Annotated in this window: 12 protein-coding genes; 8 read left to right on the top strand and 4 right to left on the bottom strand. The window is 71.2% G+C overall.

What is annotated here, in order from left to right; translation table 11 throughout:
- Window positions 1-99: 99 nt before the first annotated feature.
- Window positions 100-474, top strand: coding sequence for a response regulator (locus ACZ3II_RS22505; protein ID WP_465519661.1), 375 nt, complete (start codon window positions 100-102; stop codon window positions 472-474).
- Here ACZ3II_RS22505 and ACZ3II_RS22500 read toward each other — a convergent pair.
- Complete coding sequence (locus ACZ3II_RS22500) at window positions 458-2,767, bottom strand: ATP-binding protein (RefSeq protein ID WP_465519660.1); 2,310 nt, start codon at window positions 2,765-2,767, stop codon at window positions 458-460. The genes ACZ3II_RS22505 and ACZ3II_RS22500 overlap by 17 nt on opposite strands.
- 22 nt (window positions 2,768-2,789) lie before the next feature.
- Entirely contained in the window at window positions 2,790-3,905 is a 1,116-nt protein-coding gene (gsmA, locus tag ACZ3II_RS22495) for a sporangiospore maturation cell wall hydrolase GsmA (protein WP_465519659.1), read from the bottom strand.
- Window positions 3,906-4,080: 175 nt separating this feature from the next.
- Between gsmA and ACZ3II_RS22490 the strand changes: the two genes are divergently transcribed.
- Both ACZ3II_RS22490 and ACZ3II_RS22485 read left to right on the top strand, forming a co-directional pair.
- Window positions 4,081-4,989: a phosphatase PAP2 family protein gene (locus ACZ3II_RS22490; protein WP_465519658.1), complete on the top strand. Its 909-nt coding sequence runs from the start codon at window positions 4,081-4,083 to the stop codon at window positions 4,987-4,989.
- Window positions 4,986-5,549, top strand: a complete 564-nt coding sequence (locus ACZ3II_RS22485; protein ID WP_465519657.1) for a YflT domain-containing protein — start codon at window positions 4,986-4,988, stop codon at window positions 5,547-5,549. The genes ACZ3II_RS22490 and ACZ3II_RS22485 overlap by 4 nt, the downstream gene beginning before the upstream one ends.
- Window positions 5,550-5,604: 55 nt before the next feature.
- On the opposite strand, the gene ACZ3II_RS22480 is transcribed toward ACZ3II_RS22485, so the two are convergent.
- Window positions 5,605-6,393, bottom strand: a complete 789-nt coding sequence (locus ACZ3II_RS22480; RefSeq protein ID WP_465519656.1) for a SigB/SigF/SigG family RNA polymerase sigma factor — start codon at window positions 6,391-6,393, stop codon at window positions 5,605-5,607.
- 255 nt (window positions 6,394-6,648) lie between these two features.
- Here ACZ3II_RS22480 and ppgK point away from each other — a divergent pair, with 255 nt between their 5' ends.
- Complete coding sequence (gene ppgK / locus ACZ3II_RS22475; protein ID WP_465519655.1) at window positions 6,649-7,437, top strand: polyphosphate--glucose phosphotransferase; 789 nt, start codon at window positions 6,649-6,651, stop codon at window positions 7,435-7,437.
- Window positions 7,438-7,450: 13 nt separating this feature from the next.
- The gene (locus tag ACZ3II_RS22470; protein WP_465519654.1) at window positions 7,451-7,912 is read left to right on the top strand and encodes a PPOX class F420-dependent oxidoreductase; all 462 of its coding nucleotides are present in this window, start codon (window positions 7,451-7,453) and stop codon (window positions 7,910-7,912) included.
- A 176-nt stretch (window positions 7,913-8,088) separates the two neighbouring features.
- Here ACZ3II_RS22470 and ACZ3II_RS22465 read toward each other — a convergent pair whose 3' ends face one another.
- Window positions 8,089-8,670 carry a hypothetical protein gene (locus ACZ3II_RS22465; RefSeq protein ID WP_465519653.1) on the bottom strand — a complete coding sequence of 194 codons (582 nt, stop codon included), beginning with the start codon at window positions 8,668-8,670 and terminating at the stop codon, window positions 8,089-8,091.
- Window positions 8,671-9,022: 352 nt separating this feature from the next.
- On the opposite strand from ACZ3II_RS22465, the gene ACZ3II_RS22460 reads away from it, so the two are divergent.
- The 3 genes from ACZ3II_RS22460 to ACZ3II_RS22450 are packed head-to-tail and all read left to right on the top strand — an operon-like array spanning window position 9,023 to window position 14,057.
- Window positions 9,023-10,987, top strand: a complete 1,965-nt coding sequence (locus tag ACZ3II_RS22460) for an alpha-1,4-glucan--maltose-1-phosphate maltosyltransferase (protein WP_465519652.1) — start codon at window positions 9,023-9,025, stop codon at window positions 10,985-10,987.
- Window positions 10,988-10,998: 11 nt separating this feature from the next.
- Window positions 10,999-12,756 carry a maltose alpha-D-glucosyltransferase gene (gene treS / locus ACZ3II_RS22455; RefSeq protein WP_465519651.1) on the top strand — a complete coding sequence of 586 codons (1,758 nt, stop codon included), beginning with the start codon at window positions 10,999-11,001 and terminating at the stop codon, window positions 12,754-12,756.
- A complete protein-coding gene (locus ACZ3II_RS22450; RefSeq protein ID WP_465519650.1) occupies window positions 12,753-14,057 on the top strand; it encodes a maltokinase N-terminal cap-like domain-containing protein in 1,305 nt (434 codons plus the stop codon). The genes treS and ACZ3II_RS22450 overlap by 4 nt, the downstream gene beginning before the upstream one ends.
- The last annotated feature ends 34 nt before the right edge of the window (window positions 14,058-14,091 follow it).

Raw genomic sequence — 14,091 nt, 5'->3', positions numbered from 1 at the left:
GTCAAGACGCCGAACGGCCACCCCGTGTCGCCCGGCGTCCTCATTCGATATTTCAGAAGACGGAGTAAGGATCGAACCGCAGGCGGAAGAAGGTCAACGGTGATCGTTGTCGCGGAGGATCATGACGACATCCGGTACGTGCTGAAGCGCTCGCTGGAACGGGCCGGCCACCGGGTGGTGGCCGCCGCGGACGGCGCCACGGCCCTGCAGGCGGTCCGCGAGCACCGGCCGGATCTGGTCGTCACGGACGTCGACATGCCGCACATGACCGGTCTGGATCTGTGCCGGGCGATCCGGGCCGACGACGACCTGCGGCACATCCCGGTCGTGGTGGCCAGCGGCTCGCTGATCCCCGGCGACGGGCTGGCCGAGGACGCGGGCGCGTCGGCGACCCTGCTCAAGCCGTTCGCCCCGGCCCAGCTGCTGGCGCTGATCAGCCGGCTCCTGCCACCCCGGGTCACCTCGGAGTCGTAGGGCGCTCCGGCACGCGCGGCCGGTCCGGCGCCTCGTCGGGTTGCGCGCCCAGGCCGGGCAGGCGGGCCGCGTCCATGATGGCGGCCCGTTCGGCCAGGGCCCGGTCCAGGGCCTCGCGGACCGCCTCGTCGCCGGCGGGCTTCTCGGTCATGGCTTCCTCCGTGTGCGTCGGGGCGGGCAGGGTGAACCAGAAGCGCGTGCCCCCGCCGGGGTTGTCCTCGACGCCGATCTCGCCGCCGTGCCGCTGCACGATGCGCCGGCAGATGGCGAGGCCGAGACCGGTGCCGGCATAGTTCGCGGTGGCGGTCTCGGTGCGGTGGAAGGACTCGAAGACGTACGGCTTGTCGGCGTCCGGGATACCGATGCCGGCGTCGGCGACCTCGATCCGCACCCGGCCCGGTTCCGCCGGGCCGGCCACCACCTCGACGTACGGCGCCGCGCCGGGCCGTACGTACTTGATGGCGTTGCCGATCAGGTTGTCCAGGACGTGCCGGAGCATCGCCGGGTCGGCCTGGACCTCGGGCAGGGGCCCGACCGACCACGACGGGACCGGCCGGTCGGGCCCCAGTCCGGTGATCCGGTCGGTGATGATCTCCCGGGCCAGCTCCGCAGGATCGACGGTGGTGGTGCGCAGCGGCGCGTGCCGGGCGGTGGTGTACCCGAGCATCGTCTCGATCAGCGTGTCCATCCGGTCCACGGCCTGCACGATGCGCCGCAGCCCGTCCCGGGCCCCGGCCGCCTCCGGCAGGTCGGGCAGATCGTCCAGCGCCAGGTCGGCGTGGCCACGGACCACCGCGAGCGGGGCCTTCAGATCGTGCGCCACCACCCCGGCGAAGATCGACAGGTCGGTCTCGTACCGGCGCAGCTCGGTGATGTCCCGGCACACCGCGACCGCCCCGTGCTCGCCGGCGCTCGGGTCGAGCGGCCGCCCGTCGATGCTGAGCAGCACCCCGTCCGGATGCCCGGGATTGCGGATGATCACCTCGACGCCGTCCGTCGGCTCGCCGTGCAGGGCCCGGATCAGCGGCATCTCCGCGGTCGGCAGCGGGGTCCGGCCGTCCGGCCGGTAGACGCCGTAGTGCCGCTGCCAGCCCGCCGGGTCGTCGACGCTCTCGGCGACGCCGAGCAGCCGCCGCGCCGCCGGGTTGTCCATCAGCAGCCGCCCGCGCGAGTCGACCACGCTGACCCCGTCGCTGATCGTCGTCATGATCGCGCCGAGCAGGACGGCCTGGCGGCGGCTCTCGGCCTCCGCCGCGCGCAGTTCGGCGGTGGCCTGCTCGACCCGGAGCCGGGCCCGGGCCCGGCCGGTGGCCAGCACGTACACCAGCCAGGCCAGCAGGGCGGTGAGGGTGAGGCCGCCGGCCAGGGTGACCGCCGGCAGGTACCAGCCGGCACCGGCCAGGTGCCGGGAGTCGCCGCGGGTCTCCAGGATCCACTCGCGGTCGGCGATCCGCAGCGGATCCGACCGGTACAGGCCGGGGTCGCCCGGGCCGCCCCAGCTCGCCACCGGGTGCCGGGTGCCGTCGCTGTCGACCGAGATCAGGTCGCCGGAGATCTGGCTCTGGCCCACCTGGGTCAGGATGTCGTGCAGGAAGGTGCCGCCGCGCAGGGCGGAGACCACCCAGCCGCGGAACTCCGGGGTGTTCGCCCGGGTCCAGACCGGGACGGCGAAGGCGAACGACTGCTGCTGCTGGGCGGCCGGCTTGGTGCGGTCCCGCAGTAACACGTACGCGTCCGACACTGTCGTCTGCCGGATGTCGCGGGCGGTCCGCAGGGTGGTGGCGAGCGGCTCCACCGTGGCGAGGTCGGCGCCCATGGGGCCCTGCTGATCCGACTCGTCGAGGGTGCGGGCGAAGACGCCGAAGAAGTGCTCGGCCCGGCCCGCCTGCGGGCGCAGGGTCAGCCCGGTGGCGCCGCGGTCGCGCCAGCGCTGCTGGGTGGCCGCGACGTCCGCGTCCGGGACCGCGACCACGAACGCGACCGGGGCCGCGCCGATCAGCGCCGCGTCGGCCAGCGGCGCGGTCGCCACGTCGAACTCGTCCCAGGTCAGCGCGTCGTCGTTGGCGATGCCGGCGGCCAGGGTGTCGAGCATCCCGCGGTAGCGGCCGGTCTCCGTCCGGATCGCCTCGAGGGCCATCTCGTGCCGCTGGTCCATCACCCGGTTCGCGGTGTCCGACTGCGCCGACCGCAGGGTGGCCGCGGACAGCACGGTGGCGACGAGGCCGGCCAGAAGCACGGAAACGGAGAGCAGCGGACCGGTGGCCCGCCGCGCTCCGTCTCTCGATCGCCCCACCCGGAAAAGCGTAGGCCGCGAACTACTTCCAGGTGTCGTACCGGTACAAATCGTAGCTGGCCATGATTTTGGTGACCTTGGTGTAGTAGTTCGGGTCGGTGGCGTACCCGGCCTTCCACACCGTCCAGATGAACCGGTTCGCGTCCTTCGTGTAGGTGAAGGCCGGTGCGTACCGTTTGTTGCTCTTCAGGAAGTGGCCGTGGTCGCGGAACGAGCGGGCCATCGACGCGTACGTCCGGAACGCGTCCTCGAACGGGAAGCACTTCCCGGCCTTGTCGCACTCGGTCGTCCTGTAGACGTGGCAGCCGCTGGCGTGCGGGCCGTACGAGCCCCGCTGGCACTTGATGCCGAAGTAGTTGCGGTCCACCGAGGAGAGGCCGCTGCGGCCCCAGCCGGACTCCAGGATCGCCTGGGCGATCGTGGTCGACGGCGGCACACCGTACTCGCGCCAGCCCTGCTGCGCGCCCGGCACCGCGGCCTTGATGAACTCCTCCGGCGTCAGCGACGGCGCCGGCGTGACCGGGGCGGTGGGCGCGGGCGGGCCCGCCGGGCACGCCTTCACCGCGCCGGACACCACGTAGGCGTGGGCGATCCAGCCGCCGTTGTCGAGGCGGTCCCACTGGGCGCTGGTCCGCACGGTGCCCCGCACGGTGGCGCCCGGCACGCCGCAGACCAGCTTCAGCACCGCGCCGTCGGCCAGCCTGGTCACGATCGCGTCCTGGGTCGACGGGCCCCGGCGCACGTTCACCACACCGTCGGCGGTACGGACCACGCCGGGCGTGAACGACTTCTCGGCCGCCTTCTTCGCGCAGTCCACGACGGCCGCGCCGGTCCGGACGTAGGCGTGCGCCACGTACCGCCCGTTGGTCAGCCGATCCCACTGGGCGGAGGTGCGCACCTTGCCGCGCACCTGCTGGCCCGTCACCGAACAGTCGATCGACACCTTCTGGCCCTTGCGCAGCGTGCCGACCACGGCCGCGGTCAGGCTCGGCGCCGATCGCACCTTGAGCTCCTTGCTGACGTCGATGGTCGCTGAGACCCCGGCCGCGTACGCCGCGACGGGGGCGGCCGTCGCCCCGGCCCCGGCGGCGAGCACCAGCAGCGCGCTGCTGAGCAGTCGTCGGGTGGTGTGCGTCATGAAGAACGTCCCCTCGTTCCGTCGGCGTGTCTCCGCCGGCGTCACACGAAGATCCGTCCCCGGCGTTGCGGGCCGGGCTCGGGAACGGGTGCGGGCACGTTGCATCACCAGGGCGTGCTTGGAAATCGGGCGATCGGGGAAAGCGCGTGTCGACATCACACAGGCAGGAGGTCCGATGACGGCCGTCGCGTCCCGCCCGGTTGCCGCCCCGGAGAAAGCGCCGGGCAGCACGTGGCACAGGTTCACCCCGCTACTGGTCACGGTGGTGGCCGCGGCCGGCGCCTACGCCGTGCACCGGCTGTTCATCGGCACCGCGCTGGGCCAGGAGGTGGACACCGCGGCGCTGCGGGGTGGCGACTTCCACCATCAGGGCGTCAGCGAGGTGCTCACCCGTACCCTCGACAACACCCGCCTGGCGGTGCTCGCCCTGGTGTGCCTGGCGGCCGCCGCCTTCGGCGTGCTGCGCCGCCGCTGGGACCTGGCCATCGCGTCGGGTTTCCTGGTGATCGCCGCGAACGTGATCACCCAGCAGCTCAAGGCGGGCCTGGAGCGGCCGCTCCTGGACGGGTTCCCGGCGCCGAACTCGTGGCCCAGCGGCCATGCCACGGCCGCCGCCTCGGCGGCGTTCGTGCTGGTGCTGGTCTTCCCGCGGGCGCTGCGCGGCACTGTCGGCCTGGTCGGCGCCGGCTACGTGGCGATCGTCGCGGTGGCCACCGTCTGGGCCGAGTGGCACCGCCCCAGCGACGTGATCGCCGCCCTGCTCATCGTGCTGGCGTGCGGCTCGCTCGCGGTCTTCGCGGTACGCCTGCGCCGCACCGGCCCGGCCCCCGCGATCCATCTGCCGAACCGGCTGGTCATGGTGGTCCTCGGGATCGCCGCCGCGCTGGCCACCGCGACCGCCCTGTTCGGCATGGGCGCCGTGGCCCTGTCCGAACGCCCGCTCCCGGATCTGGTCTCCGGCCGGTTCGCGTTCCTCACCGGCGCCGCCGGCATCGTCGCCGCGGTCGCCGTGACCTTCATCGTCTGGGTGCGCCTGACCGCCGGCGAGCCCACCGCCCCCACCTCCCAAGGAGACCCGAAGTGACCGCTCCCGCCTCCCCCGGCGCCCCGCAGCCGCCGGTGCCGCCCGGACCCGCCGGCGCCGTGCCGAGCCTGCCCGCGCAGACCACCGGCACCGGCATCGCCACCGGCCCGACCGTGGTCGTCGGCACCTACCCCGAGTACGCCCTCGCCCAGCAGGCCGTGGACCACCTGTCGGACAACAAGTTCCCGGTCGAGCGGACCTCGATCGTCGGTACCGACCTGCGCCTGGTGGAGAACGTCCTGGGCCGCCTGACCACGGCCCGCGCGGCCGCGGCGGGGGCCGCCAGCGGCGCCTGGTTCGGTCTGCTGATCGGCCTGTTCTTCGGCCTGTTCGGCAACTCCGGCTGGCTGGCGGTGCTGCTCACCACGGTGCTCATCGGCGCGGTGTGGGGCGCGATCTTCGGCGCCATCGCGCACGCCGCCACCGGTGGCCGCCGCGACTTCTCGTCGCGCAGCTCGCTGCAGGCCGCCACCTACGAGGTGCACGCCGACGCCGAGGTCGCCGACCAGGCCCGCTCGCTGCTGATCAGCCTCAACTGGCAGGCCAGCGGCGCCCAGTGAGCGCACGGGAAGACCCCGCGGGCCGTCGGCCCGCGGGGTCTTCCCGTGCGTGGGGTCAGATCTCCGCGGCCAGCTGCCGGCGCAGCTTGGTCAGCGCCTTGGTGAGCAGGCGGGAGACGTGCATCTGGGAGATGCCGATCTGGTCGGCGATCTGGCTCTGGGTGAGGTTGCCGTAGAAGCGCAGCGTCAGGATCTTCTGCTCGCGCTCGTCGAGGGTGGCCAGGGCCGGGCCGAGGGCGACGCGGGTCTCGGCGATCTCGTATTCGTGGTCCTCGCCGCCGAGGGTGTCGCCGAGTTCGGTGGTGCCGTCGGCGCTGATCGGGGTGGACAGGGAGGTCGCGTTGTAGGCGCGGGCGCCTTCCAGGCCCTCGAGGACCTCTTCCTCGGTGATCCCGAGGTGGACGGCGATGTCGGCGACCTGGGGCGAACGCCCGAGGGAGTGGGTGAGTGTCGCGTTGGCCTCGGTGATGGCCAGGCGCAGCTCCTGCAGGCGGCGGGGCACCCGGACCGACCAGGTGCGGTCGCGGAAGTGCCGCTTGATCTCGCCGATGATGGTCGGGATCGCATAGCCGGCGAAGTCGACCCCACGCTCCGGGTCGAACTTGTCGACGGCCTTGATGAGGCCGACGGTGGCGGTCTGGACGAGGTCGTCGGTGGGCTCGCCCCGGCCGGAGTAGCGGTGGGCGAGATGTCGGGCGAGAGGCAGCCACGCCTCGATCGCGCGGTCCCGCAACCGGGCCCGCCGGCGGCCCTCGGGAGCGGCGGCCATCGCGGCCAGCAGCTCCGAGGCGCTGGTCCCGGGCACCGTGTGGCCGGGATGTTGTCTGGTCTGCAACAGGGTCATGCTGGTGGTCCTCCATCAGCGGGCAGAGAGCCGTGCCCGCACGCGGCGACCGTTCTGAAGTGCAACGCTAACCGAGAAGCCTAGCCCCGCCCAGCCGAAAGTATGAGTGACATTGCGTGAACGGGGTAGTCACGGAACGAATTCATCCTATGGTGCCCGCGGGTTCACCGCCGGGAAGCGCGCGTTTCACCGTCGTACCCGCGTGGTAGACAGCAGGGCGCGGAACAGCGCAGGCACCGGCAGAACGGAAGACGGATGACCATCCTCGGCATCGACATCGGCGGCTCGGGAGTGAAGGGCGCGCCGGTCGACGTGGCCCGCGGCGAGCTGCTCGGCGAGCGGTTCCGCGTGCCCACCCCCCAGCCGGCGGACGTGGACAGCGTGGTGGAGTCGGTCGCCGAGGTGGCGGCCAAGTTCGGCGACTTCGACAGCATCGGCGTCACCTTCCCCGGCGTGGTCGTCGACGGGGTGACCCGCAGCGCGGCCAACGTCGACAAGTCCTGGCTCGACGCGCCGGCCGCCCGGCTCTTCAGCGAGCGGCTCGGCACGCCGGTGACGGTGCTCAACGACGCCGACGCGGCCGGGGTGGCCGAGGTGGCGTTCGGGGCCGGTCACGACCAGTCCGGCCTGATCATGATGCTGACCTTCGGCACCGGCATCGGCAGCGCCCTGTTCCTGGACGGCACCCTGATCCCGAACACCGAGTTCGGCCACCTGGAGATCGACGGCGCGGACGCCGAGCTGCTCGCCTCCGACCGCATCCGGGAGACCGAGGACCTGAGCTGGGAGCAGTGGGCCACCCGGGTCGAGCGCTACCTGCGCCACGTCGAGATGCTGCTCGCGCCCCGGCTGTTCATCGTCGGCGGCGGCGTCAGCAAGAAGTCGGAGAAGTTCTTCCCGCTGCTGGACATCCGGACCCCGATCGTCCCGGCGACCCTGCTCAACAACGCCGGCATCATCGGCGCCGCGATCGCCGCCCACCAGGCGTCGGGTCATCCCGGTGCCATCGCGGTGGACGCCGCCGAACCCGCCGCCCACGGCTGAGAGGCTGCCCGTCATGGCACGCACCATCGCGACGAACACCGCCGTCGGCCGGGCCGAGCTGATCGAGTTCCTGCGGCCCCGGCACCGGGCGATCCTGATGACCACCCGCAAGGACGGGCGCCCGCAGTCCTCGCCGAACACGTGCGGCGTCGACCCCGAGGGCCGCATCGTCATCTCCAGTTACCCCGAGCGGGCCAAGGTGGCTAACATCCGCCGCGACCCCCGGGTCACCCTCTGCGTCCTGTCCGACGAGTGGAACGGGCCGTGGGTGCAGGTCGACGGCGTCGCCGAGGTGATCGGCCTGCCGGACGCGGTGGAGCCGCTGGTCGACTATTTCCGGTGCATCTCCGGCGAGCACCCGAACTGGGACGAGTACCGCCAAGCCATGCGTGACCAGGGCAAGTGCCTGATCCGGGTGACGATCGAGTCGTGGGGCCCGCTGGCGACCGGCGGCTTCCCGGCCCGCCTGGCATAAACCCGGCGTGTTGAGTTCGGCCGTCATACGCGCCGCAACTCGACACACGAGAAGGCCGCAGGACCGGCACCCAGGAGGACAAGGGTGGTGCCGGCCCTGCGGCCTTCGGCCCTCCCGTTCCGGCGGGTCCCCGATCACCGATGTGAGCGGGGACCCTCGGGAGGGGTGTGCCGAATTCAGGCCGCCAGGGGGGTGCGGTCCTGCTCGGCGTCCAGGAGATAGAGCAGCTGGTCGCGGTGCATCGCGGCGATCGGCTCCAGCAGGTCGGGGTGGCGCAGCAGCGCGGCGGCCTCCCGGTCCCGGGCGTCCGGCTGCAGCAGCCGGCGGAACTCGGTGGGCAGGCCACCGGGGCGGCGGGCGTGCGGGCGGGGGCGCTGGTCGGGCACCGGGATCGCGGCGATCACCGAGTCGACGCCGCGGCGGGCCAGCAGCGGGTCGGCGAGCAGGCAGGCGGCCCAGCTGACCACGACCTCGTCGACCCAGGTGCGCCAGCCCTCGCCGTCGGCGAACTCGTCCTCGGGCTCGCTGCCGGCCTTCCAGTCGAGGATCGCCGATCCGCCCGGGCCGGCGATGGCGACCAGCGCCGCGTCGATCTCGGTCGGGTACCGCAGCCAGGCGGCGACCGTGATGGCCTGCCGGGCCTGCAGCTCGGCGAGCGTGTGCGCCACCGTGTTGGACTCCCCACCGGGGTAGGCCCGCGCCAGCCAGTGGGTGCTGGCGGCGATAACCGGGGACAGTGCGGTGGACGGTCCGGGCACGTAGGTCTCCTCCCTCAGGCGCTCGCCGTTCGGCTTGCGTCGAGGGTTGTTTCGGTGACCCGGGCCCGGCCTTGAGCGGGGTTCCCCGATGGCAACGCACGGCAACCGACGCACTCCCGGGGAGGCGCCGGGTGGTGCGAGATGAACGAGTGTTGCGTACAGGTGAAATTGTCGTGTTTTCCGGCGGCGCGCGGCCGCGTCCGCATGCGCCGCGGCCGCCCCTCTCCGGTAGGTTGAGGACAGCGGCGATCGGCCGTTTCAAAAACTCCACTGCGGAGAAGTCATAGAGACGACGGCGGTGGTTTTCCCGGTCGCCGAGTCCTCCGACCCCCCTCTGACTACGGTGGAGATCATGACCGGTCGCTTCCCCATCGAAGACGTGACACCGGCTGTTTCCGGTGGCCGATACCCCGCGAAAGCGGTGGTCGGCGAACTTCTTCCCGTCTCGGCGGTGTCCTATCGCGAAGGTCACCACGCCCTCGGCGTCAACGTGGTATGGCGCGGCCCCGACGGTGAGTCCCAGCCCTTCACCCGGATGACGCCGGGCGAGCCGGGCCTCGACCAGTGGCACGCCACCGTCCGCCCGGACCGGGTCGGCCGGTGGACGTTCACCATCGAGGCCTTCGACGACCCGTACCGGACGTGGCGCGACGCCGTGGTGAAGAAGATCGGCGCCGGGCAGGGCGCCGAGGACCTCGCCAACGACCTGGCCGAGGGCGCCGACGTGCTGGACCTGGCCACCAAGGTGGTGCCGGCCGAGCACGAGGAGAAGGTCCGCGAGGCCGCCTCCGCGCTGCGCGACGAGCAGAAGTCGCTGTTCGCCCGGGTCACCCCGGCGCTGGACCTGGAGGAGCTGCTCTGGCACCACCCGGTGCGGCTGCTGGTCACCACGACCCGCTCGTTCGCGATCTGGGTGGACCGGCAACGGGCCCTCTACTCCGCGTGGTACGAGTTCTTCCCGCGCTCCGAGGGCGCCGAGGTCGGCCCGGACGCGACGCCGATCAAGCACGGCACCTTCCGGACCGCCGCGGAGCGCCTGCCCGCGGTCGCCGCGATGGGCTTCAACGTGGTCTACCTGCCGCCGATCCACCCGATCGGCAAGATCAACCGGAAGGGCCGCAACAACACGCTGACGGCCCGGCCGGAGGACGTCGGCTCGCCCTGGGCGATCGGCTCCGACGAGGGCGGCCACGACGCGATCCACCCGGAGCTGGGCACCCTGGAGGACTTCCGGTTCTTCCGGGAGCGCACCGAGGAGCTCGGCATGGAGGTGGCTTTGGACCTGGCGCTGCAGGCCGCGCCGGACCACCCGTGGGTCAAGCAGTTCCCGCAGTTCTTCACCACCAAGGCGGACGGCACCATCGCGTACGCCGAGAACCCGCCCAAGAAGTACCAGGACATCTACCCGATCAACTGGGACAACGACTACCGCACGCTGCGCGACGAGGTCTACCGCGTGGTGATGCACTGGGTGAACAACGGCGTCAAGATCTTCCGGGTCGACAACCCGCACACCAAGGCCGTCAACTTCTGGCAGTGGCTCATCGCCAAGGTCAAGGAGACCGACCCGGATGTGCTGTTCCTGGCCGAGGCGTTCACCCGACCGGCGATGATGAACGGGCTCGGGAAGATCGGCTTCACCCAGTCGTACACGTACTTCACCTGGCGGACCACCGCGCAGGAGATGCGCGAGTACATGCAGCAGCTGCTGACCTCGATCGACTGGATGCGGCCGAACTTCTGGCCGAACACCCCGGACATCCTGCACGAGTCGCTGCAGAACGGCGGCCCGCCGATGTTCAAGATCCGCGCGGTGCTCGCCTCGATGCTCACCCCGTCCTGGGGCATGTACTCGGGGTACGAGCTGTTCGAGCACGTGCCCCGGCCGGGCGCGGAGGAGTACATCGACAACGAGAAGTTCGAGCTGAAGCCGCGGGACTGGGCAGCGGCCGAGCGCGCCGGCCGGTCGCTGGCGCCCTATCTGACCAAGCTGAACCGCATCCGGGACGAGAACCCGGCCCTGCACTGGCTGCGGAACCTGCGGTTCCACGAGATCGACAACGGCGCGCTGCTCTGCTTCTCCAAGCGGGATCCCGACACCGGCAACACCGTCCTGGTCATCTGCTCGTTCGACTCCAGCGATGTGCAGTGGGGCAACACCACGCTGGACATGCCGGCTCTCGGCCTGGACTGGCACGAGCGCTTCACGGTCGTCGACCAGATCACTGGCGCGACCTACGAATGGGGTCAGTACAACGCGGTCCGGATCGATCCGTACGTCGAACCGGCGCACATCTTCGTCGTCAAGGCGGGGTAGGGGGAACCAGTATGGAGCTGTCGAGCGAGCACGATCCGGCCGAGGGAAGCCACAACGAGGACGGGGTGGTCGAACACCCGACCGCCGACGACTTCGGGCATGCCCGGGCGCTTCCGGCGGACCGGACCTGGTTCCAGCGGGCCGTGTTCTACGAGGTGCTGGTCCGGGCGTTCTACGACTCGGGCTCGGACGGTGGCGGTGACCTGCGCGGCCTCATCGAGCGCCTGGACTACCTGCAGTGGCTCGGGGTCGACTGCCTGTGGCTGCCACCGTTCTACGACTCGCCGCTGCGCGACGGCGGGTACGACATCCGTGACTTCTACAAGGTGCTGCCGGAGTTCGGGACCGTCGAGGACTTCGTGGCCCTGCTGGACGCGGCGCACAAGCGCGGCATCCGGGTGATCACCGACCTGGTCATGAACCACACGTCCGACTCGCACCCGTGGTTCCAGGCGTCCCGGCACGACCCGGAGGGTCCGTACGGCGACTTCTACGTCTGGAACGACACCAGCGACAAGTACAAGGACGCGCGGATCATCTTCGTCGACACCGAGGAGTCGAACTGGACGTTCGACCCGGTCCGCCGGCAGTTCTACTGGCACCGGTTCTTCTCGCACCAGCCGGACCTCAACTACGAGAACCCGGCCGTCCAGGAGGCCATGCTGGACGTCCTGCGGTTCTGGCTGGACCTGGGCATCGACGGGTTCCGGCTGGACGCGGTGCCGTACCTCTTCGAGGAGGAGGGCACCAACTGCGAGAACCTGCCGGCCACGCACGCGTTCCTCAAGCACTGCCGCAAGGTGATCGACGACGAGTTCCCCGGCCGGGTGCTGCTGGCCGAGGCGAACCAGTGGCCGGCCGACGTGGTGGAGTACTTCGGCGATCCCAAGTCGGGTGGCGACGAGTGCCACATGGCGTTCCACTTCCCGCTGATGCCACGGATCTTCATGGCCGTCCGCCGGGAGAGCCGCTTCCCGATCTCGGAGATCCTGGCCCAGACGCCGCCGATCCCGGACAACACCCAGTGGGGCATCTTCCTGCGGAACCACGACGAGCTGACGCTCGAGATGGTCACCGACGAAGAGCGCGACTACATGTACTCCGAGTACGCCAAGGACCCGCGGATGAAGGCGAACGTCGGCATCCGCCGCCGGCTCGCCCCGCTGCTGGAGAACGACCGGAACCAGATCGAGCTGTTCACCGCCCTGCTGCTGTCGCTGCCCGGCTCGCCGGTGCTGTACTACGGCGACGAGATCGGCATGGGCGACAACATCTGGCTCGGTGACCGGGACGGCGTCCGTACCCCGATGCAGTGGACCCCGGACCGCAACGCCGGCTTCTCCACCGCCACACCCGGCCGCCTCTACCTGCCGGTGAACCAGGACCCGGTGTACGGCTACCAGGCCGTCAACGTGGAGGCCCAGCGGGACAGCGCGACCAGCCTGCTGAACTGGACCCGCACCATGCTGGCGGTCCGGCGCAGACATGAGGCGTTCGCCGTCGGCACCTTCCGCGAACTGGGCGGCTCCAACCCGTCGGTGCTCGCCTACCTGCGCGAGATCGGCGACGACGTGGTCCTCTGCGTCAACAACCTGTCGCGCTTCCCGCAACCGATCGAACTGAATCTGCAGCACTGGAACGGATACACCCCGGTGGAGTTGACCGGGCATGTCAACTTCCCCCGGATCGGGCAACTGCCCTATCTTTTGACCCTTCCGGGACACGGGTTCTACTGGTTCCAGTTGTGCGGGTCGGAGGAGAAGCAATGACGCTGCCTTTCGCCGAGTGGTTACCGAAACAGCGCTGGTACGCCGGGCGCAGCCGAGTCCTCGCCTCGGTCAAACAGGCGTCCGCCACACCGCTGGGCGAGGATCTGGAGCTGGTCCTCGTCGACGTGGAGTACACCGACGGCAGCTCCGAGCGCTACCAGATCCTGGTCGGCTGGGGCGGTGGGCCGATGCCGGAGTACAGCGCGGTCGCCACCATCGGCACCTCCGAGGACGGCCGGGTGGGGTACGACGCCCTCTACGACCCGGCGGCCGCGCGGTACCTGCTCGGCCTCGTCGACCGGTCGGAGATCGCCGGTGACGTCACGTTCGAGAAGGAGCCCGGGATCACGCTGCCCCTGGAGGCCTGGCCGCGGGTGTTCGACGCGGAGCAGAGCAACACCAGCGTGATCTTCGACCAGGACGCGATCCTCAAGCTGTTCCGCCGGGTCACCTGCGGCGTCAACCCGGACATCGAGCTGAACCGGGTGCTCGGCCGGGCCGGCAACCAGCACGTGGCCCGCCTGATGGGCTCGTTCACCGCCGCCGACGACTGCTCGCTCGGCATGGTCACGCAGTACGCGGTGAACTCGGCCGAGGGCTGGGCGATGGCGACCGCGTCGGCGCGGGACCTGTTCGCCGACGCGTCGTACCACGCCGACGAGGTGGGCGGGGACTTCCAGGGCGAGTCGTACCGGCTCGGCGAGGCCGTCGCGTCGGTGCACCTCACCCTGGCCGCCGAGCTCGGCAGCGGCCCGGCGCCGTTCCCGCTGGACGCGGTGCTGGCCCGGCTGCGCACCGCCGCCAACGCGGTGCCCGAGCTGCAGCAGTACGTGCCGTCCATCACCGACCGCTTCACCGGCCTGACCGGTGAGCAGGTCGAGGTCCAGCGGGTGCACGGCGACCTGCACCTGGGCCAGGTGCTGCGGACCCCCGAGGGCTGGCTGCTGATCGATTTCGAGGGCGAGCCCGGGCAGCCGCTCGACGAGCGCCGGCTGCCCGACTCACCCCTGCGGGATGTGGCGGGCGTGCTGCGCTCGTACGAGTATGCCGCCTATCAGCTGCTGGTCGACCAGGACGACGACGAACACCTCGCGGCACGCGCCCGGGAGTGGGTGGACCGCAACCGGGCGGCGTTCTGCGACGGATACACCCACGTGGCAGGCACCGACCCGCGGGAACGCGGTGAGCTGCTGGCGGCGTACGAGCTGGACAAGGCGGTCTACGAGGCCGCGTACGAAGCCCGGCACCGGCCCGGCTGGCTGCGGATCCCCCTGCGGTCGATCGCCCGGCTCGTCGGATGACACCCGGAGGGCACCCCAACACCATGATCGGTCA

The organism is Actinoplanes sp. NPDC019969, from assembly GCF_055562375.1.
The sequence above is the reverse complement of the archived record's forward strand: the minus strand, read 5'-3'. Positions and strand labels throughout refer to the sequence as shown.